Source organism: Lysobacter sp. GCM10012299, assembly GCF_042649405.1.
Lineage (GTDB): Bacteria > Pseudomonadota > Gammaproteobacteria > Xanthomonadales > Xanthomonadaceae > Lysobacter_J.
This window is the reverse complement of the sequence record NZ_JBHRZC010000001.1, coordinates 353,685-376,937: the sequence shown is the minus strand read 5'-3', so window position 1 is coordinate 376,937 and position 23,253 is coordinate 353,685. Positions and strand designations below refer to the sequence as shown.

The following is a 23,253-nucleotide window of genomic DNA, read 5'->3' as shown; positions in this document are numbered from 1 at the left end:
GTCGCTCAGTCCTGTAACGCAGAGGCCAGTTCGCGGACGCGGGAGATATCGCCCTTGGCGACGCGACTGACGCCGGTGCCGTACTCCGGATCGGCCTTGTACAGGAAGGAGAGGATGATGTGCTTGCTCTCGTCGTCGGTGCCGGCCAGTGATTGGCCGAAGCTGCGAATGAGGTCCTTCTTCTCCTTTGCGCTGAAGGAGCGGTACAGGTCGCCGGCCTGCCTGAAGTTCTGCTCGCGCTGGATCTTCGCTTGCTGCGTGCTGCCGCTGAGCGGCAATTGGCTCAGGCGCGCGCTGGCGTCCTGGGGCCGTGGCTCCTGCCGGCTCGGCTCGTAGTTCACGCCGCTGGTGGTGCGCCCGAAGTTGCCGGACCCGTCCTGGTTGATGTTGTTGACGGCCATCTTCGGTCGATTGACCGGCAGTGCCAGCCCGCTCGCGCCAAGTCGATAGATCTGGGTGTCGGGATAGGCGAACAGCCGTCCCTGCAGCAAGCGATCCTCCGACGGCTCGATGCCCGGCACCAGGTTCGCCGGCGACAGTGCGACCTGCTCGGTTTCCTGGAACACGTTGTCGACGTTGCGGTTGAGCACCAGCTCGCCGACCTTCCGCTCCGGCACATCGGGCCAGACCTTGGTGGCATCGAGCGGGTCGAAGTCGAACTTGGCCAGGTCGGCCGGCGCCAGCACCTGGATCATCAGGTCCCAGCGCGGGTACTCGCCACGATTGATGGCCGACACCAGGTCGTTGGTGAGGTGGCTGTAGTCACGCCCCTGCACCTGCACGACCTGCTCCGGATCCAGGTTGCGGATGCCCTGCAGGGACTTCCAGCGGAACTTGACGTAACTCACTTCGCCGGCCGCATTGACCAGCTTGTAGGCGTGCACGCCGTTGCCGTCCATGAAACGGTAGCCGGCCGGGGTGCCGTCGTTGGAGTACAGCCGGGTCAACGTGTGGGTCGACTCGGGCACGTGCGAGAAGAAGTCGAAGCGGCGCGAGTCGTCGTCCAGGTTGGTGCGCGGATCGGGCTTGACCGAGTGCACCATGTCCGGGAACTTGATCGCGTCGCGGATGAAGAAGGTCGGGAAGTTGTTGCCGACCAGGTCCCAGTTGCCCTCGCCGGTGTAGAACTTGACGGCAAAGCCATGCGGGTCGCGCAGGGTCTCTGGCGAATGGATTCCGTGCGCAACCGAGGAGAATCGGACGAACACCGGCGTCTTCGCGCCGGGACGGAACACCTGGGCCTTGCTCAGCGCGGACAGGTCCTGCGTCGCCACGAACTCGCCATGGGCGCCGGTGCCGCGGGCGTGGACCACGCGCTCGGGAATCCGCTCACGGTCGAAGCGCTGCAGCTTCTGCACGAGTTGCACGTCCTGCAGCAGCGTCGGCCCCGTAGCTCCAGCCGTCTGCGAGTTCTGGTTGTCGCCAACCTTCGCGCCGTTGTCCAGTGTAAGCACCGGCTGTGCGCTGGCTGCCTGGATGAGGACCGCCTGCAACAGCAGCAGTGCGATGGTCGAGTGTCGTCCCTGTCTCATGAAGCGTCCTGACTCTGCTTGGAAGCCGGCAGCATTGACCAGTTTCGACACAAAAAGAAATCACTTCTTCGGATCGAAACCATTCCAATCGCCAATGACTGGGAAGTACTTCACGACGCACTTTTCACGTAGGAAACTTCAGCTACTTTTACTATTGACAGGGCTTTTCTGAGTCACACGCTCGAGTCTGTTGCGCCACTTTCCCCCTCATTTCCGATTGCCTTCACGTTCCGATCGGTCTCGCGCGGCACGAGCAAGGCACCCACTTCCTTCGACACGCTGCGCAGGTGCACGTCCGACTGCGGGAACGGCATCTCGATGCCGGCATCACGCAACGCGGCGTGGACACGCGTCATCAGGTCGCTGCGGATGTTCGTCCAGTTCTCGAAATCGTACGTCCAGGCGCGGATGGCGAAGTTCAGCGAGCTGGCGCCCAATCCGGTGAACAGCACCACCGGTGCCGGCGACTTCGCGACATGCGCGGTTCCGGTGGCGACCTTGGTCAGCAGCGCGATCACCTCCGACGGCTCCGAGCCGTAGCCCACGCCCACGTCGATGTCGACGCGCCGGCTCATGTCGAGCAGGGTCCAGTTGGTCAGCTTCTCCGACAGCAGCGTGCCGTTGGGCACCACCACGTCGGCGCCGTCGAAGGTCTTGATGGTGGTGGCGCGCATGCCGATCTCGCGGACGCGCCCAGCGGTGCCGGTGATCTCGACCACGTCGCCCGGCTGGATCGGCCGCTCGAACATCAGGATCAGGCCGGAGACGAAGTTGTTGACGACGTTCTGCAGGCCGAAGCCGATGCCGACGCCGAGGGCGCCGAACAGGAACGCGAGCTGGCTGACCTTGAAGCCCGCCGCGGCCAGCGCCACCACCAGGCCCACCAGCAGCAGCGCGTAGTAGCTCAGCGAGGCCACCGAATTGCCGACGCCGCGCGGCAGCGACATCTTCGGCAGCACCTGCTCCTGCAGCAGGAAGCGGACCGTGCGCGCGGCCCAGTAGGCGATGAACACCGACACCGCGAACACCAGGATGTGGCCCAGGCTGAGCGAGATCTCGCCGAGCTTGACCGTGTAGGTCAGTATCGATTCGACCACGCCGTAGATCGGCCGGAAGATGCGGAACCGGCTCATCGCGAACGCGATCCAGCCGACGACCGCGGCAAGCTTCAGCAGCTTGTTGATGGCCTCCAGGATAGGCGCGGCATGTTCGCGGGCCAGTCGGAACCGCGACGCACTGCGTCGCGCGATCATCAGTTGCAGCAGCGTGTTGAACACGTTGACGCTGGCGTACAGCACCAGGCCAAGGTAACCGCTGTCGATGACGCCGGCGGTCAGCATCTCCGCCAGCGAGACGTTGCCGACGATGTTCGACACCGCCGATGCAAACAGCAGCAGCGTCCCGCCCCAGGCGATCGCATGGATCAAGCGGGTGACCCGTGCCGCCGGGTCGGACTCGTGCAGGTGGCGACGTGCACGCCATAGCAGCCACAGCATCAGCAACATCGCCACGACGGTCAGGCCGAGGTAGTACCAGCGGTAGATCAGCGCGTTGGCGAGGAACAGGAAGCCCAGGCGCTCCAGCAGGTACAGGCCGGTGGCGACGAACGGCCACGGCCCGAGCAGGCGCTTGCTGCTGGGCGGCAGCAGTCGCAGCACCGGAACCAGCGCGATCAGCATCGCGACCTGGTGCGCCAGCAGCGGCGCATCGGGTTCGAACACCAGCACGCCGATCATCGACAACAGGATCCACGCCGACAGCGGGCGACGCAGGACGCGATCGGAGGCCTCGCTCTCCAGCCCGGTCGGTGCCCGCTTCCGTACCCGGAAGCTCAACCAGATCAGCAGCGGCAGCAACAGCAACTGCAGCCAGCGCAGGGCACGCTGGTTGCCCAGGTCGGCGGCACCGTACTGGGTGAGGAAGCGACTCTCGATCTGCAGCCCGGTGCGAATGGAGTCGAGTGCGGGTTCGGAGTCGCCCGGGGCGTTCTTGGCCGCCCACAGCGGCGGCGCATCCAGGCGCACCAGGCGACTGTCGATGTAATCGATGGCGCTGTTGACGGCCTTCTGGCCTGCCTCGATCCGCTCCTCCACGGCGTTGCCGCGACGGCCGAGTGCGATCTGCTTCTCGAGCGGCGCCGACAGCGCCTGCTCGGCCTGTTTCAGGTTGGCCACGACCGAGACAATCCGGTTGTCGAGCGCGTTGGCCAGGCTGCCGGCCTGCGCGGCGAGTCGGGTCGCCTCCCAGTCGGCGCGACGGCTGGAGATTTCAGCGGCATCGTCGGCGAAGGGCGCGCTGGCCTGGCGCAGGTCGTTCTGCCAGCGCGCGTACTGGCGCGCATCGAACTTCCAGTGCCGGTCCAGGCTCTCCAGCCGCATCACCGGCAGGGCGCGCAGATCGGTGGAGACGAAAAGCTTGGCTTTCTCGTTGACCGAGTTCTCGATGGCCGCCAGGCGCGGCGCCAGCTCGCCGGTGAGGTCGGCCGAACGTGCCCGCAGCATCACGTCCTGGGCAAAGCGCTCGTCGTCGTCGGCGCGGCTCGGGATGTCGGCAACCGGAATGGCCGCCGGGCCCTTGTCCTTGGCTTCGACCAGGGTCGGTGCGGTCTGCGCATGCACCGCCGGAAGGGCGGACATGGCCGACAGGCACAGGACGCAGGCAAGCAAAGCGGAAATACGCGACATCGTGGCTCCAGGCCATGTGGCTGCGGCAGAGCAAACCCCAGTGGCGCGGCATCGTCAACGCTTCATGCCGCCACGCATCGCACTTTCACGCCGCCATCACGGGGGGGGCGATCAGCCGGATCGTGATGCCCTCGCCTGGCCCGGCGTGATTCCGAAGCGCCGCTTGAACAGTCGCGTGAAGGCGTGCAGATCGACGAAACCGTGCTGGAACGCGATCCGGGCAATGTTCACCTGCGGCGGCGATTCGGCCAGCGCGGCGTGGCAGCGCTGCAGCCGAATCTCGCGCAGGCAGCCGAGCACCGTCAGCGATTGCGCAGAAAACAAGCGGTACAGCGATGTGCGGGAGCATCCCACCGCGGCGGCAACCTCGTCGACGGACAGGTCGTGGCGACGAAAATGCGTCTGCAGGTACTGCTGCGCCTTCGCCAGCAGGATGTCCTGGCCGCTCGCGCAATCGCCCGCGGCAGAAGCCGGCGCGCGCAGTGCCATGACCGTCAGGTCGACCATGCTCGACAGCATCCGTGCGCGCGCGTGCTCCGGCAGTTCGCCGCCGCGCGCAGCGAGCAGCCGCAGTTGTGCCTTGAGCGCGTTCGACAGGACCGGGTCGTCCACCGGGGTCACCGCCTCTCCGGTCCGGCAGTCGGCGCCGTCCGCCAGTGGCAGGTCGGCATGGCTTGGCAACTGCAGGCACAGGTCCGAATGTGCCGTCCATTCGGCGTCCTTGACCAGGCTGGTATCGAGCAGGAACAGGTCGCCCTGCCCGACCTCCTTCCATCCCGATCCGGCGCGGGCGCTGATTCGTGCCTTGCCCGACAGCAGGAAGACCAGGCGGATGCGTCCTTGCGCCGGCTTGAATGGCCGCACCCGCGCCGCCATCGCGCGGCTGTGCAGGAAGCGTGTGTCGCCGTCGCCCCAGGCGCTGTACTCGCCGACGAATCGGTTCGCAGCGTCGGCGTCGCCCTGCAGTAGCAGATCCCAGTTATAGCGCTCGCGGGAAACCTGGCGCCACTGGTCGAGTGTGAAGCGCCCGGACCCACCCGAATTGCTACCGCCTTGTGCCATCGAACTGCCGCGGACTCCCGTCGCCAGCACCGATTAGCGCAGTTCGTGGGCCGTGCCTGCTTGTCCCCACGCGCCATCGGTTTGCCATCACGCGACAATCATCGACGGATGCGTATCTGCCTCGCTGTTGCAACTGCTGTCGGTGCGCCGCGTTGACCGGACCCCTGATCCGCATCACTGCCCTCACCCAGTACCGCGAACTCGTTCGCGCGCTTGGCGGTGATCCCGAGGTGCTGCTGCGCCGGTTCAACATCGCGCCTGAACTGCTGGACGTGCATTACGCGATGGTGCCGATGCTGTCGCTGGTGCACCTGCTCGAACGGACCGCGTCGGAACTGGACTGCCCGGATTTCGGCCTGCGCCTGGCGCAACAGCAGGACTGGAACATCGTCGGTCCGGTGGCGCTGATCGCGCAGAACTCGCCCGATGTCGGCGCGGCGCTGGACGACTTCGCCCGATTCATTGGGTTCTACAGCGCCGGCACCATCTTCGAGCTCGACCGTACGACAGAACCGGATGCGCCGCGGCTGACCTACCAATTCGAGCTTGGCAGGCCTGCCGGGCCGAGCCGGCACACGGTGGAGCGCGCCCTCGGACTGATGCATCACGTCGTGGGAATGCTGCTGGATGATCGCGCCTTCCACGCCCGCACGGTGCTCTGTCGACACGATCCGGCACTGCCGCAGGTGCTCTATCGCAAGTACTTCGGAACCCGGGTGCTGTTCGGCCAGGAGACCAATGCCCTCGTCCTGACCCCTGCGCAGATCGCCCGCCCCATCGATCGCCACAACCGGATGATGCGGGCGTTCCTGGTCGACTTCATCAGCCGCGAGATGGACCAGCAACCGCGCAACGTGCGCGAACAGACCGTCGAATCGATCGATCGCCTGCTGCCGACCGGCCGCTGCTCGCTGCTCAGCGTGGCCGAGCAACTGGCAATGCATTCGCGCACCCTGCAACGGCAACTCGCCGACGACGGCCTGACATTCGAGGCATTGCTCGACTCGGTGCGCCGCGACCGCGCCCAGAACTACCTGGCCGAGCCGGCCATGCCGATGACCCAGATCGCCGGCCTGCTCGGTTTCCGCGAGCAGAGTTCGTTCAACCGGGCCTGCCGGCGCTGGTTCGGGCAGGCACCGCAGGCCCGGCGGCAGGCCCTGCTCGCGGCGGCACCTTGACCGCAGCGCACGGGGGGCATCTCATCGGCTCCAGTCCGGGAACCTTTCGCCTGCTACCGCGTCTGCGCAGTTGCAGCGCCCCCGATCAGGAGACATCGCGACCATGTCACCCGCCGGCACCCTGAGGTCGATCGACTACGCTTCGCTGGCCGACGGCGAGCTGGCGGCGCGCGTCCAGCGCGGCGACCGCGAGGCCTTCCGGCAGATCATGCAGCGCTGCAACCAGCGCGTGTTTCGCATGGCCCGCAGCGTGGTGGGCAACGATGCGGAAGCCGAGGACGTCGTCCAGGAAGCGTACCTGCACGCCTTCGAGCACATCGCGACGTTCCGCGGCGAATCCTCGCTGACCACCTGGCTGAGCCGGATCGTCCTCAACGGCGCCCAGAGCCGGCTGAGGCAGCGCCGGTCTCGTCTTGCGCGCCGAGACGGTGAAAACACGCCTGCATCGCGCCCGGCGCCTGCTGCGCGCGGCGTTGAACGACACCCTGGCGGCCTCGCTCACCGATGCGTTCCCGTTCCTGGGATCACGCTGCGAACGGATGACCGCGCGGGTCATGGCCACGTTCGAGGGCGCGCAATCGCCCGACCATCCACCCACCGACTGAAGAGGACCACCCCATGTTGAAAGCAGCCCTGATTATTTTTGCGATTGCCGCGATGGGCGGCCTGTTCCTCGCGTCGCACGTACTGCGTGGCCGACTGGCGCCCTGGGCGGTGTCCGTCCTGCACGCGTTGCTGGGGGCCACCGGACTGGTGCTGGTGATCATGGCCGTGGGCCAAGGCGGTGCACCGGCACTGGCGACAGCGGCCCTGGCCATCCTGGTGCTGGCAGCGCTCGGGGGGTTCTATCTCGCGTCGATCCACCTGCGCAACAGGGTCGCGCCCAAGGCGGTCGTGTTCGTGCACGCCGGCGTGGCCGTTACCGGCTTCGTGGTGCTGATCTGCGCCGCGCTCGGCCTGTGAATCATCCACTGCATCCGGCGCTGGTCCACTTTCCGGTGGATGGGCGGGAAACTGGTCTACGTGCATGGCATCGGCGTGCGACGCGGCTGACGCACGCTGCGGCCCATTCACCGACGCCCTGAAGAATTGGCTCCGTTGATCCGACGTCGAGTGGTTCTCCAATCCACTGTTTCAGGCCGATAGCGTGGTGCCATTGGCGCGTGGCAGCGCGCGCCGCACCAGCGAGACGGTCATGGCCCTGCGCTATCACGCACTTTCCGCTTCGGCACCCTTGCCGCCCCCGGGCGATGGGCAATGGCTCCAACTGATCGCAGGCGGCGACGAAGCCCTGCGTTTGCCGCGCGACTGGATCTCGCTGTTGCTGCCATTGCGCGGTGATCTGCAGCTGCAGAGCAGCGATTGCCAGTGGCTGCTTCGCAACGGCCAAGCGCAGCTGTGGTGCGCAGGACCACTTTCGGCGCAGGCCGCGCGAGGCTCGCTGTGGCTGTGCCTGGCCGGCCATCCCGACGCCTGGGCGCGGCACTTCGGCAATGCCCATGCGCTGCACGAACAACTGCCCTGGCAGCACTCGGCACCGCGCCTCCTGCGCCGGCAGCTGGTGCGCCTCGCACGCCGCCTCCGCGACGGCCAGTCCGCGGGCGCCGACTCACTGGCGGTCGTGCTGGGCGACCAGCAACTGGCCATTGCCGCGCGCCTGCCGCGCTGCCGCGGTCGCAACAAGCCGCACCGGCGCCAGACCCTGCTGCGCCTGCTGCACGTGCGCCACCTGGTGCGCTGCCATGTCGACGCCGATGACGAATCGGAATCAGCCATCGACCTGGCGTGGCTGGCCGAGCGCGCCCATTACTCATCCGGCCACCTGATCCGCATCCACCGCGAAGTCTTCGGCGAAACGCCATCGGAGTACGTGGCGCGGCTGCGCAGTGCGCGTGCCTGGCGGCTGGTACGGGAAACGGCGATGCCTGTCGGCGAGATCACGCAGGCGCTCGGATTCGAGAGCCAGAGCGCGTTCTGCCGCGCGTTCAAGCACACCTTCGGCATGACCGCGACGCAGGCGCGCCGGATCCCGGCCCATGCGTTCCAGATGCCTGTCGAGGCGACGCCATGCGCGGCCTGAACGACACGATCGACCCATCGGTGCAGCGCGCACTGACGTGGATGCTGCTTGGCGGCCTGTGCGCCGGCACGCTCGACATCCTGTTCGCCACCGGCTTCTGGGCCCTGCGCGGCGTGGCGCCACAGCGCATCCTGCAGAGCGTGGCCGCCGGCGTGCTCGGCAAGGCCAGCTTCAGCGGCGGCACTGCGAGCGCGATGCTGGGCCTGGGGCTGCACTACTTCATCGCCATCGCGATGGCCAGCGCGTACGCGATGGCGGCACGCGACGTCACCGCGCTGCTGCAACGCCCCTGGCGTTACGGCGCGCTGTACGGACTGGCGCTGTATGCGCTGATGAATTTCGTGGTCGTGCCGCTGTCGGCGGCGCCGCGCGCGGGCGCACCGCTGCCGCTGTGGACCGCGTCCAGCATCGTCGCCCACATCGTGCTCGTCGGCTGGCCGTGCGCCTGGTTCGCGCGCCGCGCCTGGCTGGGCGCCTGGGGATCGCCGCCGCTGGCGACGATGCTCGAACGCCCCGGCTGATCCCGCATCGCTTCACGCCTGGCGCGCATTGATGCTGGCGTCAGCGGAGACCGGACGCGCCCCGGTCCCGCCCCCAACGCAACGGAGACTGCAATGAACCCCATCGCACCCGGCCTGCTCGTCCTGCTCACCCTGGCCACCGCACCGGCTTACGCACACGGCAACAAGTGCAAGAAGGTCCACGCCGACCTCGTCGAAGTGTCGTCCACGGAAGGCTGCAATCCCGGCCTGGCCTCGTGCTTCCTCGGCGAAGTCGACGGCAACCACGGCCTGCGCGGCGTCACCCACTTCAACGGCGACGCCGGCGCCGCCGGCCCGGCAACCTCGCCCGGTTTCATTTCCTACAGCGGCCCGTTCGAGTACCGCCTCGAGAAGGGTTCGCTGACCATGCGCGAAACCGGCGTCACCACCTCAGGCCCAGCCCCGGGCGTGGTCACGGCGTACCAGAAGATCGTGTCCGGCACCGGTGAATTCGCGGGCGCCACCGGTTACGTATTCGTCAGTGGCCTGAAGGATGGCAACGGCATGATCGAAACGTTCATCAATGGCGAGATCTGTTTCCAGAAGTGATCGGCCAGAAACATTCCCTCACCCCAACCCTCTCCCGCTCGGGAGAGGGTTCCTTTTAGCGGGTCGGAGAGCAGCGTCCATGGATTCCCGCCTTCGCGGGAATGACGGCTTGAAGGCGAAGACCGTCAAGCGAGCTTAGTGGCCGCCGCCGTCCAACGCCTTCAACTCGCTCACCAGCGCGCTCGCCATCTCCGCACCATCGCCATAAAGCATGCGCGTATTGTCCTGGTAGAACAGCGCATTCTCGATGCCGGCGAATCCCGTACCCTTGCCGCGCTTGATGACGATCGTGTTCTTCGAATTGGTCACGTCCAGGATCGGCATGCCGTAGATCGGCGACGCCGGGTCCGTCTTGGCCACCGGATTGACCACGTCGTTCGCACCGATCACCAACGACACATCCGTGTTGGCGAACTCCGGATTGATATCGTCCATGTCCGCGATCAGATCGTACGGAACGCCCGCCTCGGCCAACAGCACGTTCATGTGGCCCGGCATGCGCCCCGCCACCGGATGGATCGCGAACTTCACCTTGACCCCGCGCTCCATCAACTTCTGGCTGAGCTCCCAGATCTTGTGCTGCGCCTGCGCCACCGCCATGCCGTAGCCCGGCACGATCACCACGCGCTCGGCGTACGCCATCATCGCCGCGACATCACCGGCCTCGATCGGCTTCTGCGTGCCGCTGATCTCCTGCGCCTGCCCGCCGCCACCGAAGCTCGAGAACAGCACGCCGTGGATCGGCCGGTTCATCGCCTTGGCCATCAGCTGCGTCAGCAAGGTACCGGCCGCACCGACCATGGTGCCGGCGATGATCAGCGCCTCGTTGCCAAGCACATAACCTTCGAACGCCACCGCCAGACCGGTCAGCGCGTTGTACAGCGAGATCACCACCGGCATGTCGGCGCCGCCGATCGGCAGCGTCATCAGCACGCCCAGCGACAGCGCCAGCACGAAGAACGCGATGATCACCGATGTGCTCAGCGTATGGACGGCGATGGCGCCCATGACGATCATCGCCACGAACACCGCCAGGTTGAACAACTGTTGCCCCGGGAACACCACGCGCTTGTCGAGCCGCCCATCGAGCTTGGCCCAGGCGATCACCGAACCCGACAACGACACCGCACCGATCGCCGCACCGACCACGGCCAGCACCAGCGAGGTCATCGACGGCGCCTTGCCCTCGCCGGAGAAGCGCAGCAACTCGACCGCACCGATCGCCGCCGCGGAGCCACCGCCCATGCCGTTGTAGAGCGCGACCATCTGCGGCATGTCGGTGATGGCGACCTTCTTGCCCGACACCCACGCCAGCCCCGTGCCGATGCCGAGCGCCAGCACGATCAGCGCCAGGTTGTGCAGGCCCGGCAGCAGGAATGTCGCCACCGTGGCGATGACCATGCCCAGGCCGGCCCAGCGGATGCCACTGCGCGCGGTGACCGGCGAGGCCATGCGCTGCAGGCCCAGCAGGAACAGGGTGGCAGCAACGAAGTAACTGGCGGCGGCGATCCAGGCGAACGTGTTCTGCATCGCGCCGCTCATGCCTTGCCTCCGCTGGCGCCCGGCTTGCGGCTGGCCTTGAACATTTCCAGCATGCGCTCGGTGACGACGTAGCCGCCGGCGGCGTTGCCGGCGCCCAGCAGCACGGCGACGAAGCCAATCGCCTTCTCCAGCGTCGTGTCGGCATGGCCGAGCACGACCATGGCGCCGATCAGGACGATGCCGTGGATGAAGTTGGAGCCGGACATCAGCGGCGTGTGCAGGATCACCGGCACCCGCGAGATGATCACGTGGCCGGCGATGGCCGCCAGCATGAAGATGTACAGCGCTACCAAACCGTCGCCCATCATCCCTACCCCATCTCGATGTCTCCCGCATCATAACCGTGGATGAACGCGGCGCCAGCGGCGGCGGCGGCTGTCAACCGGAGCGGCCGGCAGGCGTTGTCTCCCCCGAAGGACGGGCCAAGACGGTCCGCCAGACGGGAGAGACCGCAATGAGGCATGCAGCACTGAAACGCACGCTGTCGGCTGGACTCGCTATCACCCTGCTGCTCGCCACCGCCGCGGCATTCGCCGGCGACCGGGGTGACCGGGTCGAACGGCGCCTGGACCGCAAGGGCGACCGCATCGACGCCCGCCTGGACGCCCGCGGCAACCGCATCGACCAGCGCCTGGACCGCCGCGCCGCCTGGCAGGACGCGCTGGGCCACGACCGTCGCGCCGCCCGCCTCGACCGCAAGGGCGACCGCATCGAACAGCGCTTGGACCGCCGTGGCGACCTCGCCGATGCGCGCTGGGACCGCCGCGGCAATCGTTTCGACGCACGCTGGGACCGTTGGCATTAAGCCGGGCCCCGTATGCTGCGACGCGTGAGCCGCGAACCCGACGACGACGTGCTGGCCGACACCCCGGCGCAGGCACATGTGCGCGCCGCCTCCAGCGAGGAGGCGGTCGCGCGCTTGCCGGCGACGCTGGAGGAATTCCTCGCGGGCGTGGGCACGCGCGCGTTCCGTTTCGCCGAACTCGGCCTGCGCCAGCGCGACGACGCCCTCGATGCCGTGCAGGACGCGATGATGAAGATGCTGTCCTACCGCGACCGGCCCGCCGACGAATGGACGCCGCTGTTCTGGAGCATCCTGCGCAGCCGGATCGTGGACGTGCAGCGCCGCCGCACCTTCCGTTTGCGCTGGCTGATGCCGACACCGGCTTTCGACAAGGATGGGCGTGACGACAGCACCCTGGACTGGGCCGACGACGGCCCCGATCCGTCGCGCACGTTCGACGGCCGCGAGGCCTACGCAAAGTTGTCCGAGGCGATGGCGAAGCTGCCACGCCGCCAGCGCGAGGCCTTCAGCCTGCGCATCCTGGAAGAACTCGACGTCGCCACGACCGCGCAGGCGATGGGTTGCAGCGAAGGCGCGGTGAAGACACACCTGTCGCGAGCACGCGAAGCGTTGCAGCGACAACTGGAGGACTGGCGATGAGCCACGAGCAGAACGATCACGACTTCGACCAGGCCATGCGCCGGCTGCACGCGCAGGCGGTCGACCAGGTCTCGCCGGCGACTCGCGCGCGCTTGCGTGTCGCCCGCCAGACGGCGACCACGCCCGCGACAGCGCGCGAGCCTCGCCGCGGCTGGGTGCTGGCAACGAGCTTCGCCGCGGTGTCCGCGCTGGCGATCGGCATGCTGCTGCGACCGTCGCTGCAGGCCCCTGCGGTCACCTCGCCTGCGCCCACGGTGGCCGCGGCGAGCACCGCTGCCTACGACGCCGACACGGCCCTGGCCACGCTCGACGAAAACCCCGACCTCTACCTCTGGCTGGCCTCGAACGACGACGCCATGCCGGCATTGGACCCGTGACATGCGGAGCACCGACATGCGTACCGTTTCGCCCCTTTCCCGAATGACGCGCGTCGCCGCGGTGCTGGCGCTGCTGGTCGCCGCCTCGCCGGTATTCGCAGCCGATCCCCCGAAGGACGCGGCCACCGTACCGGCCAAGCCGCTGCCGACCTGGGAGCAGCTCACCCCGGCCCAGCGCGAACAACTCATCGCCCCCGTGCGCGAGCGCTGGAACAACCAGCCCGAGGAGCGCCAGCGCATGCTCGAGCGCGCCGAACGTTGGCAGGAGATGACACCCGAGCAGCGCAAGCAGGCCCGCCACGGCATGAAGCGCTGGGAGCACATGAGCCCGGAGCAGCGCGAGCAGATGCGGGCCCTGTACGCCAAGATGCGCGGCATGGACGAGTCGCAGCGCGCCGCACTCAAGGCGCAGTTCCGGGCGATGACGCCCGAACAACGCCGCGCCTGGGTGCAGGCCAATCCCGCCCCGCCCGAGAAGGACGGGCCGCCGCGACGCTGAGCCAGGCCGGGCCCGGAGTGCTGCCACAGTCGCCAACGGGCGCGCTCGTGCTCTAGGATGCAGCGATCAGGTTCTGGAGCAGGGCATGGCGGGCATCACCATTGGCGTTGCAAGCGAAACCGCAAACGGCGAACGCCGTGTCGCGCTGACACCGGAAACCTGCAAGAAACTCGTTGCCCGCGGTGCGCGGGTGCGCGTGCAGCGCGGCGCCGGTCGCGCGTCCAGTTTCGACGACCAGGCGTACGCCGATGCGGGCGCCGAACTGGCTGACGACGCTGCGTCGGCATGGAACGAGGCCGATGTCGTGCTGTGCGTGCAGCCGCCGGCTGCGCAGGCACTGAACTCGCTGCGCCAGGGCACGGTCCTGGTAGGACTGCTGGCACCGCAGGGCGATGCCGCCCGCGGCGAAGCCATCACCGCGCGCGGACTGCTCGCCTTTCCGCTGGAACGATTGCCGCGCACGACGCGTGCGCAGGCCATGGACGTACTCAGTTCGCAGGCCGGCATGGCCGGTTACAAGGCGGTGCTGATCTCCGCGCAGCTGGCACCGCGCTTCTTCCCGATGCTGACCACCGCCGCGGGCACGATCCGTCCCTCGAAGGTGCTGATCGTCGGCGCCGGCGTCGCCGGCTTGCAGGCCGTGGCGACGGCCAAGCGCCTGGGCGCGCAGGTCGAGGGATTCGACGTGCGCCCGGAGACGCGCGAGCAGATTGAATCGCTGGGCGGCAAGTTCCTCGACCTAGGCGTCAGTGCCGCCGGCGAAGGTGGCTACGCACGCGCCCTCACCGACGAGGAACGCGCCGAACAGCAGCGCCGCCTTGGCGAGCACCTCAAGGGCATCGACGTGATCGTCTGCACGGCGGCGGTCCCGGGCCGTCCGGCACCGAAGATCATCACCGCTGCGATGGTGGCCGGCATGAAGCCAGGCAGCGTGATCGTCGACCTCGCCGCCGAAACCGGCGGCAACTGCGAACTGACGCGTCCCGGAGAAACGATCGAGAGCAACGGCGTCACCGTCGCCGGCCCGCTCAACCTCGCCAGCAGCGGCGCGGTGCATGCCAGCGAGATGTACGCGCGCAACGTGCTCAACTTCGTCAGCCTGTTCGTGACCGAGGAGGCCTCACGCGAAGGCCGTCCTGCGATCGACTGGAACGACGAGTTGCTGGCGCGCACGGTGTGGCCGGAGCGCGCGGCGCCACAGGCGTAACCGTCGTCATCCCGGCGAACGCCGGGACCCATTTTGACTTTGCAGAGCCAACGTCCTTGGATCCCCGCCTTCGCGGGGATGACGGGGACACGTTGCTTGCCGCAGACCGTGCAACAAATCGCCAGAGCGTTGTCCGCAGGGGCGGGGATTGCGGAGCAGCGGGACATGGATGTCCCGCGTCCCGCGTAAAGACAGGATGTCGTCCGCGGGACGTAGCAATCCCCGCCCCTGCGGACAACGCCGCTCCGAAGCAGCGTCAACGTCAAGATGGATCCCGGCGTTCGCCGGGATGACGGTGAGGGGCCCGGCGTTCGCCGGGACGACGGGGTCAGCGCGCGACCGGTGCCCGGTCGAGGTGGCGGCGCACCTGTCGCATCGCTTCGTCAAAGGCAGTCCGCTCGGCACCGATCGTCAGGCGTCCTGCGGTGGCCAGCGCCGCCAGGTCCTCGGGCGAGGCCGCCAGCATGCGGATGCCGCGACGGTTGACCAGCAGGAAGCGCGACGTCAGCGGGCTGATCCAGGCGATCTTGGCCGCGACCGATTCGCCCTGCAGGTCGGTCAGGCGCACCCAGTCGCCCACTTCCAGCGAGCGCATGCGTTCGGCCAGGATCTGGTCGTGGGTCATCGTGTCGGTGCCGCCGGCGAGCCACAGCTTGCGCTCGTTCTCGCTGGCGTCGTCATCAGGCATGGTCAGCTGCGGCGGCGGACGGCGCCGGCGCGGCGTGTCCGGCGTCGCCAGCGCACGCACCAGTCCCGCCATGCCGTGCTGCGCGGCGCTGTCGTCGAGACCGGAACTGGCCAGGCATTCGACGATCGCCGGCTGCAGGGCCAGCAGCTGGTCGGCAAGCTCGCGGCCGCGGTTTTCTTCGGCCATCCGGTCGGCCATCAACAATGCGTCGCCCAGTGCGATCGCCTCGGCATGGCGGCGCGGGTCGGCACCATCGCGCAACAGCGTCTGCACGAGGTGGTGGCGCCACGGCATGGCCAGGAAATCGGCCACGGCCTGGGTCAGCTCCGGCTCGGCCAGGCGTTCGGTCAGGGCCACTTCGGCCTGCTCGCGCGCGGCACCCAGCCGCTCGCGGCCATAGGTGGCCTTGGCGGCGCGCTGCTCCTGCAATTCGATGCGGCGGCGCTGCTGCGACAGCAGTGCGTCGAGCTCGGCATGGGCCAGTTCGAATACCGCCAGGTCTTCGTTGTATTCGGCGACGATGCGCTGCGAGATCTCGGTGGCGCGATCGAGCAGTTCCCGGTCCTGCGCGGTCTCGGCGTCGTTGCCTTCGCAGGCTTCGGTGATCGCATCGAGCAGGCGGCGCGCCGGGTGCTCGCGCTTGACGAACACGCCGTTGTCGGTGAGCGCCACCTTGACGTAGGGCAGCACCAGCCTTGCATACAGGCGGCGGGCGCGGTCCTGCAACGCGTTGTGCTGGAACAGTGAATCGAACAGCAGCGCGACCAGGTCGATCGCGTCCTCTTCCTCGGAACTGAAGCAGGCCTGCGCCGGATCGAGGCCGAGGCGGCGCGCGCCGTCCTGCAGGTGGTCGCGGATGGTCTCGCCAAGGCGGCCCGACACGGCCAGCGCCCGCGCGAACGCGTCCGGCGGCTCGGCCTGCAGCAGCGAGGCAACACTGATGATTTCATCGACGCGCATTTCACGGCGCGGGCCGTTGGAACGAGCGGCAGCGGCGCCGAGCGCCGCGGCGGCCTCATCCTTGGGCAGGGATTCGCGCCAGGCGTGCAATTGGCTGCGCAGTTCGGCCAGCTCGCTGGCCATGGCGGCGATGTCCTGGTTGGACATGGGCGTGGACAGCGTCCGACCGAAATTGCCGGCTGCCGAGGCGTGCGCGAAGTTCGGCGCGCCACCGGGGACGCCGTAACCATCGCCGCTGCCCGGGAAGCCCGGCGCTGCGGCGTAACCGTCGCGTCGGGGCTCTTCACTGCGCGGGCGGGCGGTCGCCGCCGCCGGCGCGGCACTGCCGCCGTAACCGGAGGTGGCCAGGAGCGTGTTGACGCGCGCGTAGAGCTCGCCGAGCAGGCGCACCAGGTCCTGTTCGTAGTGACGGAACAGGCGCGCGCGCAGCGTGTCGGGGACCTGCGCTTCCAGGAAGGTCTGCGAGAACGCCGCGACCAGGCGGTCCGGACCGATCGGATTGACCCCCATCGGTACCCGCATCGATTCGGACAGGGTCAGCAGGCGGCTTTGCAGGGTATCGAGCGGACGGGCGAAGCGTGCCACCAGCGCCTCGTTCAGGCGGCCGCTGGCAAGCTCGTATTCCAGCTGCTGTTCGTCGACCAGCCGCAGCTGGACCTCGCCGCCGCTGCGGATGCGCAGCGCGCGGAAGTCATCGAAGCCCTGCGCGATCTGCTGGCGATACCGCATGACATGCGACGCCTGCTGCTGGCGCAGCATCCACAACGCCGCCTGCTCTTCGTAGAAACTGTTCTTGCCGTCGGTCTTGAGGGAAGCGAGCTTGAGCGCGTCCTCGATCGGACCGTACAGGGTGCCCGGCAGCCCGCCGAGCGCCTCAAGGGTCTGACGCTTGATCTCCTCAAGCATGCGCATCGGATCGGTACGCGTAGCTTGAGCGACGCCGTGCGGATAGCCGGACACTGCTTGTTCCCCTGTTGCGTGGACCGAACCTGCCGTGCACCGGCAGTTGGTAGGCGCATAGTGGCAAGATACGACCTCGCCTTGCAGGCCCACTTTGAGCAATTGTGACTGATGTCGCGAAACACACCTGACCCATCCCAGGGTTTCGACCCGGCCCTCGCCACCCTGGACGCCCGCCGCTCGGTGCCGCCGAAGCAGCTCGGCGAACCCGGCCCCGACGCGGACACATTGATGCGCCTGTTGCGCTCGGCCGTGCGCGTGCCCGATCACGGCAAGCGCGTGCCGTTCCGCTTCATCAGCTTCAGTGGCGATGCCCGCCATGCCTTCGGCGAACGCCTGGCGCAACGCAGCCGCGAGCGCGACCCGGAGGCCAGCGAGGCGGTGATCGAAAAGGATCGCACCCGGTTCTCGCATGCGCCTTTGGTGGTCGCCGTGATCGGACGACTGGGCCCGGACGAGAAGATTCCCGAGTCCGAACGCTTCTCCACGGCCTCCTGCGTCTGCTTCGCCCTGCTGCAGGCCGCGCAGGCATTGGGCTACGGCGCGATCTGGCTGACCGGTTGGCTGGCCTATGACGCGCAGGTCGCGCAGTGGCTGGGCCTGGACGAGCACGAGCGCGTGGTCGGCTTCGTCCATATCGGCACGCCGAAGCTGGACGCGCCCGAGCGCGAGCGCCCCGACCCGGCCGAACTGCTCAGCGCGTGGTCGCCGACATGAGCGCAACGCCCGCACCGGGAACGCTCTACCTCGTGGACGCCAGCATGTATGTCTTCCGTGCCTGGCACTCGATGCCCAACGAGTTCCACGACGCCGACGGCTGGCCGACCAATGCCGTGCATGGCTTCGCCCGCTTCCTGCTGGAGTTGTTTGACCGCGCACGCCCGCAGCACATCGCCATCGCCTTCGACGAAGCGCTGGACTCGTGTTTCCGCAACGAGCTGTACCCGGCCTACAAGGCCAACCGCGAGTCGGCGCCGGAAGAACTCAAGCGCCAGTTCGTGCATTGCAAGGCGTTGTGCAGCGCGCTCGGCCTGGCCGTGCTGTCGCATGGCCAGTACGAAGCCGACGACCTCATCGGCAGTGCCGTGCACGTGGCGCGCGGCAATGGCTTCCGCTCGGTCATTGTTTCCGCCGACAAGGACCTGTCGCAGTTGCTCGGCGACCACGACGAACAGTGGGACTTCGCCCGCGGCCAGCGCTGGAGCGCGGCCGGCGTGCCCGAACGCCATGGCGTGCAGGCGCGGCAGATCGCCGACTACCTGGCGCTGACCGGCGACGCCGTCGACAACATCCCCGGCGTGCCCGGCATCGGCGCCAAGACCGCGGCAGCATTGCTGGCCCACTTCGACACGCTCGACGCTCTGCTCGCCCGCGTCGAGGAAGTGCCGTACCTGCGCCTGCGCGGCGCCGCCAGCGCGGCCGCCAAGCTGCGCCAGCACCGCGAACAGGCGCTGCTGTGCCGCCAGTTGACCACCATCGCGCTGGACGCGCCGCTGGGCGACATCAACCTGCAGTTCGCACGCGGCAACGGCGACAGCGCCGGCCTGGGCGCGCTGTGCGAGGCGCTGCGCTTCGGTCCGATGACACGGCGACGGCTGTACCAGTCGGCCGGCCTGGACTTCGCGGCGTCACAGGCCACGGCATAGCATTCAGCAAAACACGACAGGCAGGTCATGAACGAACAGGCACAAGAACCGCTGGAGACCCTTTACGAAGGTCCGTGGCTGCGCATGCGCAGGCGCGGCCGCTGGGAGTACGTCGAGCGCACCAACGGCGATGGCATGGCGGTGATCGTGGTGGCGGTGACGCCGGATGAAAACGTGTTGTTCGTCGAGCAGTTCCGCGTGCCGCTGGGCGCGCGCACGATCGAGATGCCGGCAGGACTGGTCGGCGACGACCATGCCAGCGACACGCTCGAGGCGGCGGCCCGGCGCGAGCTGATCGAGGAAACCGGCTGGTCGGCGCAGCGCGTCGACGTGCTGCTGGTCGGCCCGACCTCGGCGGGCATGAGCAACGAGCGCATCGCCTTCGTCCGCGCACGCGGGCTGAGCAAGGTCGGCAGTGGCGGTGGCATCGACAACGAAGACATCACCGTGCACGAAGTCCCGCGCGCGCAGGCACCGGCATGGCTGATGCAGAAGCAGCGCGAGGGCTTCGAGCTGGACCTGAAGCTGTGGGCGGGGTTGTGGATGATCGAGCACAACCCCGACGGGACGGCGGCGACCTGACCACCGTTCGTCCTGAGCGTAGGCGCATCGCGCCGAAGTCGAAGGAAGCGTAGGCGCATCGCGCCGAAGTCGCAGGACCGACAAAGCCGCTGCGCCACCGCACCGGGCACCCTTCGACTTCGGCCTGCGGCCTACGCTCAGGGCGAACGGTGATCGGTGGCGCGGACACGCATCCGTCAGTCCCGCATCTCCTCCAGCTCCATCCCCTTGGTCTCGCGCACCGACGTCAGCACGAATACCAGCGAGCCCAGCGCGAACAGCGCGTACAGCCCATAGGCGAACGAAAGCCCGATTTCCGCCAGCGACGGGAAGCTGCTGGTGATCACGAAGTTGGCGATCCACTGCGCCGACGCGGCCACCGCCAGCGCGATCGCGCGGATGCGGTTGGGGAACATCTCGCCCAGCAGCACCCACACCATCGGGCCCCAGCTCAGGCCAAAGAACACCACGTAGGCATTCGCCGCGACCAACGCGACCATGCCCCACGGCTCGGGCAGGCTCAGCTCGGCGCCGCTGCCGGTCGCCTGCGAGAAGCACCACGCCATCAGCGCCAGCGTCACCGCCATGCCGGCCGAGCCAATCGTCAGCAGCGGCTTGCGCCCGATCCTGTCGACCAGCGCGATGGCGACCAGCGTCACCAGCACGTTCACCACCGACGTCACCACGGTGATCGTGAACGAGTCGGCCTCGCTGAAGCCCACCGAATGCCACAGCGTGGACGAGTAATAGAAGATCACGTTGATGCCGACGAACTGCTGGAACACCGACAGCGCGATGCCGATCCACACCACCGGCAGCAGGCCGGCGCGCGGGCCACGCAGGTCCTTCAGGGTGGGACGGTATTCCGAGCGCAGGCTGTCCTGGATGTCGGTGACCTTCTGGTCGAGCGCGGCCTCGCTGTTGAGGCCCAGCACCTGGCGCAAGACATCGCGCGCTTCACGCGGACGACCTCGCGCGACCAGGTGGCGCGGCGATTCCGGCACGCCCAGCACCAGCGCGCCGTAGATCAGCGCCGGCACCACCGCGACCAGGAACATCCAACGCCATGCCTCCAACCCGAACCACAGCTTTCCGGCAGCGCCGCCGGCCAGTCCCGCCAGCCAGGAATCGCTGAGCAGTGCCATGAAGATGCCGAGCACGATCGCCAGTTGTTGCAGCGAACCCAGGCGGCCGCGCACCGCCGCGGGCGACACCTCGGCGATGTAGGTCGGGGCAATGACCGATGCCACACCGACGCCGACACCGCCCATCACGCGCCAGAACATCAGGTCCAGCACGCCGAACACCAGCCCCGAGCCGAGCGCACTGACGGCCAGCAGCAGCGCCGCCACCTGCATCGTGCGCACGCGACCGAAGCGATCGGCCAACGGGCCTGCATACCACGCACCCAGGGCGGAGCCGAGCAGCGCGCAGGACACGGCGAAACCGGTCTGCGCCGCGCCGAGGCCGAAGCCACCGCGGATGGCATCGACGGCACCGTTGATGACCGCGGTGTCGAAACCGAACAGGAAGCCACCCAGTGCAGCGGCGGCGGATATCAATACGACCCGTGCTGTGACGTGTTGTTGCTCGGACTCGGCAATCGCGCTCATTCGTATCCCCCGGGCCGCCCGACGGCGGCATCCGGGCGATTCTGCGCGAGGAGGGGGCGGGCTGTCCTTGAATACGTATGCAGCCCGGGCCCCTCAGGCGAAACGGTCGGTTGCCGTCACCAGCGCATCCACGTTCTCGGCCTCGAACGCCGAATGCCCCGATGCCGGCGTGATCACCAGATCGCTCTTCGGCCAGGCCTTCTTCAGGTCCCACGCATTGGCGACCGGGCAGACCACGTCGTAGCGCCCGTGCACGATCACGCCGGGGATGTCGGCGATGCGGTGCGCGTCGCGCAGCAGCTGGTCATCGACCTCGAAGAACCCGCTGTTGACGAAGTAGTGGTTCTCGATGCGCGCAAACGCGAGTGCGAACTGCGGATCCTCGTGGCTGGCGGCGAAATCCGGATCGACGTGCAGGAAGCTCGTTGCGCCTTCCCACACACTCCAGGCCTTGGCCGCGCCCAGGCGCGTGGCCTCGTCGGACGACGTCAGTCGACGATGGAAGGCGCTGATCAGGTCGTGGCGCTCGACCACCGGGATCGCGGCGAGGTAGTGCTCCCACGCATCCGGGAACAGGCGCGAGGCGCCGTCCTGATAGAACCATTCCAGCTCCCACCGGCGCAGCATGAAGATGCCACGCAGCACCAGCTCGGTGACGCGCTGCCGATGTGCCTGCGCATAGGCCAGCGCCAGCGTCGAACCCCACGAACCACCGAACACCTGCCACTTGTCGATGCCAAGCTTGCCGCGCAGCTGCTCGATGTCGGCGACCAGGTTCCAGGTGGTGTTGTCGACGAGGTCGGCGTGCGGCGTCGAGCGGCCGCTGCCGCGCTGGTCGAACAGCACGATGCGGTACTTGGCCGGGTCGTGGAAGCGCCGCATCTTCGGGCTGCAACCCGCACCCGGACCACCGTGCAGCAGCACCACCGGCTTGCCATCGGGATTGCCGCACTGCTCGAAGTAGAGCGTGTGGCGGCCGTCGACCTGCAGGGTGCCGCTGTCGAAGGGTTCGATATCGGGATAGAGCGTGCGCATCGCGAGGCCTCACGTGGGGAGCTGCAATTCTAGGCCAGTTGACCGCGTAGCCCGGGTAAGCGCAGCGCACCCGGGATCAACGTGCCCACAACGCCTGGCCCCGGGTGCGCTTCGCTTACCCGGGCTACGGGTGGCGGCCGGAGGTTACGCGGTCGCGTGATTCCCAGTCCTGCGCGGTCTCGACGTTCTCGAAGCCTTGCGCCAGCATCAGCTCGCGCACGGCGGGGCCCTGGTCCCAACCGTGCTCCACCAGCAGCCAGCCGCCGGGTGAAAGACAGCCAGGTGCGTCGGCCACGATCCGGCGGATCGCATCGAGTCCATCGTGGCCGGACGCCAGCGCACCGCGCGGCTCGAACCGCAGGTCGCCCTGCTGCAGGTGGACATCGTCGTCGGCGATGTAGGGCGGATTGCTGGCGATCAGCTCGAAGCGCTCGCCGGCCAGCGGCGCCAGCCAGTCGCCATGGCGGAACCCGATGCGTGCCAGGCCGAGCATGCGCGCGTTCTCGCGCGCCACCGCCAGCGCCTGTTCGCTGACGTCCACCGCCACCACGTCCGCCAGCGGTCGCTCATGAGCCAGTGCCAGCGCGATCGCGCCGGTGCCCGTGCCGAGGTCGGCGATGCGCAGCGGCCGGCCGCCCGGCAGTCGCTCCAGCGCCAGTTCGACCAGGCGTTCGGTTTCCGGACGGGGAATGAGCGTCGCCGGCGTCACCTGCAGGTCGAAGCGCCAGAAGCCGCGCTGGCCCAGCAGGTAAGCCACCGGTTCGCCGGCCAGCCGGCGCGCCAGCAGGTGTTCAAAGGCATCCACGCGCGCCGGCTCCGGCACGTCCTCGCCATGGCTGTACAGCCAGGTCGCCGACACGCCCAGGGCGTGCCCCAGCAGGCGCTCGGCCTCGGCACGGGCTTCCTCGCCGGGCAGTCGCGCGGCGGCCGTGGCCAGCAGCTGGGCCACGCTGGCGCTGCCTGAAGGGCCGGCGGTCGGGATGGGCGATTTCATCATCGAGGCATTGTCGCGTGCGGGGCCCCGGCAGCGCGAGGCGCGCGCCTTGACGCTGGCGGAAACATCCGCACCTCAGGATGGATAAGCGCCGCCTATC

General features: G+C 68.2%; 23 protein-coding genes. 14 read left to right on the top strand and 9 right to left on the bottom strand.

Going from position 1 to position 23,253, the window contains the following annotated elements; genetic code table 11:
* Positions 1-5: 5 nt before the first annotated feature.
* The 3 genes from ACFOPO_RS01865 to ACFOPO_RS01855 all read right to left on the bottom strand — a co-directional run bounded on the left by ACFOPO_RS01865 (position 6) and on the right by ACFOPO_RS01855 (position 5,278).
* A complete protein-coding gene (locus tag ACFOPO_RS01865; protein ID WP_386700324.1) occupies positions 6-1,532 on the bottom strand; it encodes a catalase in 1,527 nt (508 codons plus the stop codon).
* Positions 1,533-1,705: 173 nt separating this feature from the next.
* Complete coding sequence (locus ACFOPO_RS01860) at positions 1,706-4,216, bottom strand: mechanosensitive ion channel domain-containing protein (RefSeq protein WP_386700322.1); 2,511 nt, start codon at positions 4,214-4,216, stop codon at positions 1,706-1,708.
* 111 nt (positions 4,217-4,327) lie between these two features.
* A complete protein-coding gene (locus ACFOPO_RS01855; protein ID WP_386700320.1) occupies positions 4,328-5,278 on the bottom strand; it encodes an AraC family transcriptional regulator in 951 nt (316 codons plus the stop codon).
* 152 nt (positions 5,279-5,430) lie between these two features.
* On the opposite strand from ACFOPO_RS01855, the gene ACFOPO_RS01850 reads away from it, so the two are divergent.
* The 6 genes from ACFOPO_RS01850 to ACFOPO_RS01825 all read left to right on the top strand — a co-directional run bounded on the left by ACFOPO_RS01850 (position 5,431) and on the right by ACFOPO_RS01825 (position 9,627).
* A complete protein-coding gene (locus ACFOPO_RS01850; RefSeq protein WP_386700318.1) occupies positions 5,431-6,456 on the top strand; it encodes an AraC family transcriptional regulator in 1,026 nt (341 codons plus the stop codon).
* A gap of 103 nt (positions 6,457-6,559) precedes the next feature.
* On the top strand, positions 6,560-7,081 hold the full coding sequence (locus ACFOPO_RS01845) for a sigma-70 family RNA polymerase sigma factor (RefSeq protein WP_386700315.1): 522 nt from the start codon (positions 6,560-6,562) through the stop codon (positions 7,079-7,081).
* On the top strand, positions 7,075-7,419 hold the full coding sequence (locus ACFOPO_RS01840) for a hypothetical protein (RefSeq protein ID WP_386700313.1): 345 nt from the start codon (positions 7,075-7,077) through the stop codon (positions 7,417-7,419). The genes ACFOPO_RS01845 and ACFOPO_RS01840 overlap by 7 nt, the downstream gene beginning before the upstream one ends.
* Positions 7,420-7,651: 232 nt before the next feature.
* The gene (locus ACFOPO_RS01835; protein WP_386700311.1) at positions 7,652-8,536 is read left to right on the top strand and encodes a helix-turn-helix transcriptional regulator; all 885 of its coding nucleotides are present in this window, start codon (positions 7,652-7,654) and stop codon (positions 8,534-8,536) included.
* Positions 8,524-9,057 (top strand): hypothetical protein, encoded by a 534-nt coding sequence (locus ACFOPO_RS01830; RefSeq protein ID WP_386700309.1) that lies wholly within the window; start codon positions 8,524-8,526, stop codon positions 9,055-9,057. The genes ACFOPO_RS01835 and ACFOPO_RS01830 overlap by 13 nt, the downstream gene beginning before the upstream one ends.
* A gap of 93 nt (positions 9,058-9,150) precedes the next feature.
* Entirely contained in the window at positions 9,151-9,627 is a 477-nt protein-coding gene (locus tag ACFOPO_RS01825; protein WP_386700307.1) for a hypothetical protein, read from the top strand.
* Between the two features lie 135 nt (positions 9,628-9,762).
* Here ACFOPO_RS01825 and ACFOPO_RS01820 read toward each other — a convergent pair whose 3' ends face one another.
* A complete protein-coding gene (locus tag ACFOPO_RS01820; RefSeq protein ID WP_386700305.1) occupies positions 9,763-11,169 on the bottom strand; it encodes an NAD(P)(+) transhydrogenase (Re/Si-specific) subunit beta in 1,407 nt (468 codons plus the stop codon).
* On the bottom strand, positions 11,166-11,474 hold the full coding sequence (locus ACFOPO_RS01815) for an NAD(P) transhydrogenase subunit alpha (protein WP_386700303.1): 309 nt from the start codon (positions 11,472-11,474) through the stop codon (positions 11,166-11,168). Before ACFOPO_RS01815 ends, ACFOPO_RS01820 begins: the two co-directional genes overlap by 4 nt.
* A gap of 149 nt (positions 11,475-11,623) precedes the next feature.
* On the opposite strand from ACFOPO_RS01815, the gene ACFOPO_RS01810 reads away from it, so the two are divergent.
* The 5 genes from ACFOPO_RS01810 (at position 11,624) to ACFOPO_RS01790 (ending at position 14,696) form a co-directional block, all read left to right on the top strand.
* On the top strand, positions 11,624-11,974 hold the full coding sequence (locus ACFOPO_RS01810; RefSeq protein WP_386700301.1) for a hypothetical protein: 351 nt from the start codon (positions 11,624-11,626) through the stop codon (positions 11,972-11,974).
* Between the two features lie 48 nt (positions 11,975-12,022).
* Positions 12,023-12,613: an RNA polymerase sigma factor gene (locus ACFOPO_RS01805; RefSeq protein WP_386701240.1), complete on the top strand. Its 591-nt coding sequence runs from the start codon at positions 12,023-12,025 to the stop codon at positions 12,611-12,613.
* A complete protein-coding gene (locus ACFOPO_RS01800; protein WP_386700299.1) occupies positions 12,610-12,990 on the top strand; it encodes a hypothetical protein in 381 nt (126 codons plus the stop codon). The genes ACFOPO_RS01805 and ACFOPO_RS01800 overlap by 4 nt, the downstream gene beginning before the upstream one ends.
* A 16-nt stretch (positions 12,991-13,006) precedes the next feature.
* Positions 13,007-13,489, top strand: a complete 483-nt coding sequence (locus ACFOPO_RS01795; RefSeq protein WP_386700297.1) for a DUF3106 domain-containing protein — start codon at positions 13,007-13,009, stop codon at positions 13,487-13,489.
* A gap of 85 nt (positions 13,490-13,574) precedes the next feature.
* Complete coding sequence (locus tag ACFOPO_RS01790; protein ID WP_386700295.1) at positions 13,575-14,696, top strand: NAD(P) transhydrogenase subunit alpha; 1,122 nt, start codon at positions 13,575-13,577, stop codon at positions 14,694-14,696.
* Positions 14,697-15,024: 328 nt separating this feature from the next.
* On the opposite strand, the gene ACFOPO_RS01785 is transcribed toward ACFOPO_RS01790, so the two are convergent.
* Positions 15,025-17,256 carry a DUF1631 family protein gene (locus tag ACFOPO_RS01785; protein WP_386700293.1) on the bottom strand — a complete coding sequence of 744 codons (2,232 nt, stop codon included), beginning with the start codon at positions 17,254-17,256 and terminating at the stop codon, positions 15,025-15,027.
* Between the two features lie 159 nt (positions 17,257-17,415).
* Between ACFOPO_RS01785 and ACFOPO_RS01780 the strand changes: the two genes are divergently transcribed.
* Genes ACFOPO_RS01780 through ACFOPO_RS01770 form a run of 3 tightly spaced genes read left to right on the top strand, consistent with a single transcriptional unit; the run spans position 17,416 to position 19,532 of the window.
* Positions 17,416-18,021, top strand: coding sequence for a nitroreductase (locus tag ACFOPO_RS01780; RefSeq protein ID WP_386700291.1), 606 nt, complete (start codon positions 17,416-17,418; stop codon positions 18,019-18,021).
* Positions 18,018-18,950, top strand: a complete 933-nt coding sequence (locus ACFOPO_RS01775; RefSeq protein ID WP_386700289.1) for a 5'-3' exonuclease H3TH domain-containing protein — start codon at positions 18,018-18,020, stop codon at positions 18,948-18,950. Before ACFOPO_RS01780 ends, ACFOPO_RS01775 begins: the two co-directional genes overlap by 4 nt.
* Positions 18,951-18,977: 27 nt before the next feature.
* Complete coding sequence (locus tag ACFOPO_RS01770; RefSeq protein ID WP_386700288.1) at positions 18,978-19,532, top strand: NUDIX hydrolase; 555 nt, start codon at positions 18,978-18,980, stop codon at positions 19,530-19,532.
* Positions 19,533-19,708: 176 nt separating this feature from the next.
* On the opposite strand, the gene ACFOPO_RS01765 is transcribed toward ACFOPO_RS01770, so the two are convergent.
* The 3 genes from ACFOPO_RS01765 to prmC all read right to left on the bottom strand — a co-directional run bounded on the left by ACFOPO_RS01765 (position 19,709) and on the right by prmC (position 23,156).
* Complete coding sequence (locus tag ACFOPO_RS01765) at positions 19,709-21,124, bottom strand: sugar porter family MFS transporter (RefSeq protein ID WP_386700286.1); 1,416 nt, start codon at positions 21,122-21,124, stop codon at positions 19,709-19,711.
* 93 nt (positions 21,125-21,217) lie between these two features.
* Positions 21,218-22,159: a prolyl aminopeptidase gene (gene pip / locus ACFOPO_RS01760; RefSeq protein WP_386700284.1), complete on the bottom strand. Its 942-nt coding sequence runs from the start codon at positions 22,157-22,159 to the stop codon at positions 21,218-21,220.
* 124 nt (positions 22,160-22,283) lie between these two features.
* Positions 22,284-23,156 (bottom strand): peptide chain release factor N(5)-glutamine methyltransferase, encoded by an 873-nt coding sequence (prmC, locus tag ACFOPO_RS01755; RefSeq protein ID WP_386700282.1) that lies wholly within the window; start codon positions 23,154-23,156, stop codon positions 22,284-22,286.
* Positions 23,157-23,253 lie beyond the last annotated feature (97 nt).

Coding starts and splice junctions, on each gene's coding strand:
- ACFOPO_RS01860 (WP_386700322.1), bottom strand. CDS start 4,216: ATGTCGCGTATTTCCGCTTTGCTTGCCTGCGTCCTGTGCCTGTCGGCC.
- ACFOPO_RS01780 (WP_386700291.1), top strand. CDS start 17,416: ATGTCGCGAAACACACCTGACCCATCCCAGGGTTTCGACCCGGCCCTC.
- prmC (WP_386700282.1), bottom strand. CDS start 23,156: ATGATGAAATCGCCCATCCCGACCGCCGGCCCTTCAGGCAGCGCCAGC.
- ACFOPO_RS01835 (WP_386700311.1), top strand. CDS start 7,652: ATGGCCCTGCGCTATCACGCACTTTCCGCTTCGGCACCCTTGCCGCCC.
- ACFOPO_RS01855 (WP_386700320.1), bottom strand. CDS start 5,278: ATGGCACAAGGCGGTAGCAATTCGGGTGGGTCCGGGCGCTTCACACTC.
- ACFOPO_RS01785 (WP_386700293.1), bottom strand. CDS start 17,256: ATGCGCATGCTTGAGGAGATCAAGCGTCAGACCCTTGAGGCGCTCGGC.
- ACFOPO_RS01865 (WP_386700324.1), bottom strand. CDS start 1,532: ATGAGACAGGGACGACACTCGACCATCGCACTGCTGCTGTTGCAGGCG.
- ACFOPO_RS01825 (WP_386700307.1), top strand. CDS start 9,151: ATGAACCCCATCGCACCCGGCCTGCTCGTCCTGCTCACCCTGGCCACC.
- ACFOPO_RS01820 (WP_386700305.1), bottom strand. CDS start 11,169: ATGAGCGGCGCGATGCAGAACACGTTCGCCTGGATCGCCGCCGCCAGT.
- ACFOPO_RS01815 (WP_386700303.1), bottom strand. CDS start 11,474: ATGGGCGACGGTTTGGTAGCGCTGTACATCTTCATGCTGGCGGCCATC.
- ACFOPO_RS01810 (WP_386700301.1), top strand. CDS start 11,624: ATGAGGCATGCAGCACTGAAACGCACGCTGTCGGCTGGACTCGCTATC.
- ACFOPO_RS01795 (WP_386700297.1), top strand. CDS start 13,007: ATGCGTACCGTTTCGCCCCTTTCCCGAATGACGCGCGTCGCCGCGGTG.
- ACFOPO_RS01845 (WP_386700315.1), top strand. CDS start 6,560: ATGTCACCCGCCGGCACCCTGAGGTCGATCGACTACGCTTCGCTGGCC.
- ACFOPO_RS01800 (WP_386700299.1), top strand. CDS start 12,610: ATGAGCCACGAGCAGAACGATCACGACTTCGACCAGGCCATGCGCCGG.
- ACFOPO_RS01840 (WP_386700313.1), top strand. CDS start 7,075: ATGTTGAAAGCAGCCCTGATTATTTTTGCGATTGCCGCGATGGGCGGC.
- ACFOPO_RS01765 (WP_386700286.1), bottom strand. CDS start 21,124: ATGAGCGCGATTGCCGAGTCCGAGCAACAACACGTCACAGCACGGGTC.
- pip (WP_386700284.1), bottom strand. CDS start 22,159: ATGCGCACGCTCTATCCCGATATCGAACCCTTCGACAGCGGCACCCTG.
- ACFOPO_RS01770 (WP_386700288.1), top strand. CDS start 18,978: ATGAACGAACAGGCACAAGAACCGCTGGAGACCCTTTACGAAGGTCCG.
- ACFOPO_RS01790 (WP_386700295.1), top strand. CDS start 13,575: ATGGCGGGCATCACCATTGGCGTTGCAAGCGAAACCGCAAACGGCGAA.
- ACFOPO_RS01775 (WP_386700289.1), top strand. CDS start 18,018: ATGAGCGCAACGCCCGCACCGGGAACGCTCTACCTCGTGGACGCCAGC.
- ACFOPO_RS01830 (WP_386700309.1), top strand. CDS start 8,524: ATGCGCGGCCTGAACGACACGATCGACCCATCGGTGCAGCGCGCACTG.